This window comes from Streptomyces sp. SPB074, from assembly GCF_000154905.1.
GTDB lineage: Bacteria > Actinomycetota > Actinomycetes > Streptomycetales > Streptomycetaceae > Streptomyces.
The window spans coordinates 6551897-6555182 of record NZ_GG770539.1; the positions used below are offsets into that span (position 1 = coordinate 6551897).

Here is a 3286-nt window from a genome sequence, read left to right on the forward strand (position 1 = left end):
CCGCCCCGGGGTCGCGGGCGGCGGCGGCCAGTGCCAGTTCGGCGTCCCGCCACGTGCCGGGGTCGCCGAGGCTCGTGACGAGCGCGCGCAGCGTGCGACGGTGGCGGACCAGGGAGCGGACCGGTTCGGTGAAGGCCGCGACGGTGAGCGCGCCCTCGCGCCGCAGCCGGGCCGCCCAGCGCCGCCAGCCGCCCCAGCGCATCGCCCACCAGCGCAGCAGGACGAAGACGAGGACCAGCAGCCCGATGATGCCGAGCCAGTGGAAGATGGCGTCCGCGTGGTCGCGGAACCAGTCGAAGGGATCGGTGTTCCTGTTCACAGATCGCCGCCCCTCACGCGGCAGGGAGGGATCGGCGCAAGGCTTCGAGCGCGTAGTGGTTACGGGACTTGACGGTGCCTTGCGGCACGCCGGTCACGCGCGCGGTCTCCGCGCGGGTGCGGTCCCGCAGGTGGATGTGGACGAGCACCTCGCGGTGCTCGTGGGACAGGCGCGAGAGCGCCTCGCAGAGCATCTGACGGGTCGCCACGGTGTCGGCGAGTTCGTTCTCGCCGCCGCGGTGCGCCTCCTCCTCGGGGAGGAGGCCGACGGGGACCGACCGGTCGCGGCGGTGCGCGTCGATCGCGAGGTTGCGCGCGACGCGGTACAGCCATGCCTGGAGGCGCTGATCGCCCTCGAAATCGGGTTCGTCGAGCGTCAGCCAGGCACGCAGCATCGTCTCCTGCACGATGTCCTCGGCGCGATGGAAATCGCCGCGGGCGTGCAGGCGGGCGTAGCGCAGGAGGCGGGCGCGGTGGCGCTCGGCGGGGGGTGAAGCGGTATGTGCGTCCGGGGGGACGTGGCCCATGGGTCAGCTCCAAAGACTCACTCAAAAGGATGAGGCGGGGGCGGTGAGGAGCGCTTCCGGAGAGGAGAATAGGTGGGCTGTACCACTTTCGGTAACGGCTCTTTAGGGTTGAAAACCGGCAAATGTGGTCGGATTTGGCTCAGGAAAAGCTCAGAACTTAATGACCACAACGCGGCCGCCGGGAATTCCTCGGCGTCCGGGTCACCGATGTCCGTCCGTTGGTGGCTAGAGTTCACCTGCGCGTGCGGGCGCGCGCGAGCGCGCGGCCCGCGAGAGTCGGGTCACGGGCCTCGGGTGACGCGGCGACGGGGGGACGCGCTGACGGGGGACGCGCTGACGGGGCGGGGCAGGCGCGGGGAGGGCCGCGGGGCGGCCGCGCGGACGTGGGGGAGTGCTCTCTCTGTGAGCAGGATGATGGGGCGCCCGCGCGACTGGCGTCAAGAGGTGTGCACGACGGGGGAAGGCGATGCCCGAAGCCTTCATCTCCCGAACCGTGCCCCGCATGAACCGGCCGTTCCTTTCAGGATTCGGCCAATCCGGCGTTGCTTTTTGAATCAACTGGTCAGCTCTCTTGACGCGCGGAACCGCCGCCGCGAGTCTCCCCCTGCGGAGGGAGTGCTCTCTCGGCCCAACCCCCGCCTCCCGCTGAGGAGTTCGCATGACCACCCGTATTCTCGGCCGCCGAAGAACCCTTCCCCGAGGAGTCCTCGCCGTCTGCGCCGCCGTGGCGCTCCTGCTGTCGCTCGCGATCGTGACCGCGCCCTCGCGCGCGGTCGCCGCCGCGCCCGTGCTCGTCTCGCAGGGCAGGCCCGCCACCGCCTCCAGCCAGGAGGGCCCCTTCACCGCCGCGTCCGCCGTCGACGGGGACAACGGCACCCGCTGGTCCAGCGAGTTCAGCGACAACCAGTGGCTCCAGGTCGACCTCGGCAGCAGCACGGAGATCGGCCAGGTGGTGCTGCGCTGGGAAGCCGCGTACGCCAAGGGCTACCAGATCCAGGTCTCGGCCAACGGGCAGCAGTGGACGACGGTCCACACCACGACCAACGGCACCGGCGGCAACGAGACGCTGAACGTCTCCGGCACCGGCCGCTACGTCCGGCTGCTCGGCACCCAGCGTGCCACCCAGTACGGCTACTCGCTCTGGGAGTTCCAGGTCTACTCGACCGGCGGCGGGAGCGGCCCGCAGCCCGGCAACGACGTCCTGCTCTCCTACGGCAAGCAGGGCAGCGCCTCGACCGCGCAGAACGACGGCACCTGCTGGCTCTGCTCGGCCGACAAGGCGTTCGACCGCGACCCGGCGAGCCGCTGGGCGACGAGCCCCGAGGGCGGCTGGACCGATCCCGGCTGGATCGCCGTCGACCTCGGCGCGAACGCCACCATCCACCGCGTCGTCCTCCAGTGGGACCCCGCCTACGCGAAGTCGTACCGCATCGAGGTCTCCGACAACGGCAACGACTGGCGCAGCGTCTACCAGACCACCAGCGGCAAGGGCTTCAAGGAGACCATCGACCTCAACACCACGGGCCGCCACGTGCGGATGTACGCCACCCAGCGCTCGGGCGAGTACGGCTACTCGCTGTGGGAGTTCCAGGTCTGGGGCACCGGCGGCGCCCCGACGACCCCGCCGCCGCTCCCGCCCGACCCCAGCTACTCGAAGCTCGTCTTCAACGACGACTTCAACGGCCCGGCCGGCACCGCGCCGGACGCGGGCAAGTGGGTCCCCGAGACGGGTTCCGGGCCCAACAACGAGCTGGAGTACTACACCGACAACAAGAACGCCGCGCTCGACGGCGCGGGCAACCTGGTCCTCGAAGCGCGCAAGCAGGAGACCCCCGGCTCGACGTGCCCGCGCGACCCGCTGACGGGCAGCGGCACCTGCCAGTACACCTCCGCCCGGCTCAACACGTACGGGAAGTTCAAGTTCACCTACGGCCGGGTCGAGGCCCGCATCAAGGTCTCCGGGACGCAGGGCCTGTGGCCCGCCTTCTGGATGCTGGGCGCGGACTACTTCGACCAGGGCAGGCCGTGGCCGTACACCGGTGAGATCGACATCATGGAGCACGTCGGCAAGGAGCCGGGCACCACGTACTCCACCCTGCACGCGCCCGCCTACAACGGGGCCAACGGCTTCGGCTCGCCCTACACGCTCCCCGGTGGGGCGGACTTCGCCGCGGGGTTCCACACCTTCACCGTGGACTGGAACAGCAAGGGCATGACCTTCCGCGTCGACGGGCAGGTCATGCACACGGTCGACAAGGCCACCCTCGAAGCCACGCGGGGCCCCTGGGTCTTCGACCACGACTTCTTCCTGATCCTCAACAACGCGGTCGGCGGCGACTGGCCCGGCGCCCCCGACGCCGGCACCCGCTTCCCGCAGAAGATGAGCATCGACTACGTGAAGGTCTGGCAGTGACACCCCACTGAGACCGCACGGGGCGGGG

General features: G+C 70.5%; 2 protein-coding genes and 1 pseudogene. 1 reads left to right on the forward strand and 2 read right to left on the reverse strand.

The genetic code is table 11. The features are described 5' to 3' along the window. A pseudogene (locus SSBG_RS27950) lies at nt 1-319 on the reverse strand (hypothetical protein); the annotation flags it as partial. Nucleotides 320-332: 13 nt separating this feature from the next. Then, complete coding sequence (locus SSBG_RS27955) at nt 333-845, reverse strand: sigma-70 family RNA polymerase sigma factor (protein WP_008749405.1); 513 nt, start codon at nt 843-845, stop codon at nt 333-335. A gap of 658 nt (nt 846-1503) precedes the next feature. Between SSBG_RS27955 and SSBG_RS27960 the strand changes: the two genes are divergently transcribed. Further along, the gene (locus SSBG_RS27960; protein ID WP_008749406.1) at nt 1504-3258 is read left to right on the forward strand and encodes a discoidin domain-containing protein; all 1755 of its coding nucleotides are present in this window, start codon (nt 1504-1506) and stop codon (nt 3256-3258) included. Nucleotides 3259-3286: the final 28 nt, after the last annotated feature.

What these genes read in the sequence shown, in the direction of transcription:
- SSBG_RS27955 (WP_008749405.1), bottom strand. Translation starts at nt 845, where the DNA reads ATGGGCCACGTCCCCCCGGACGCACATACCGCTTCACCCCCCGCCGAG.
- SSBG_RS27960 (WP_008749406.1), top strand. Translation starts at nt 1,504, where the DNA reads ATGACCACCCGTATTCTCGGCCGCCGAAGAACCCTTCCCCGAGGAGTC.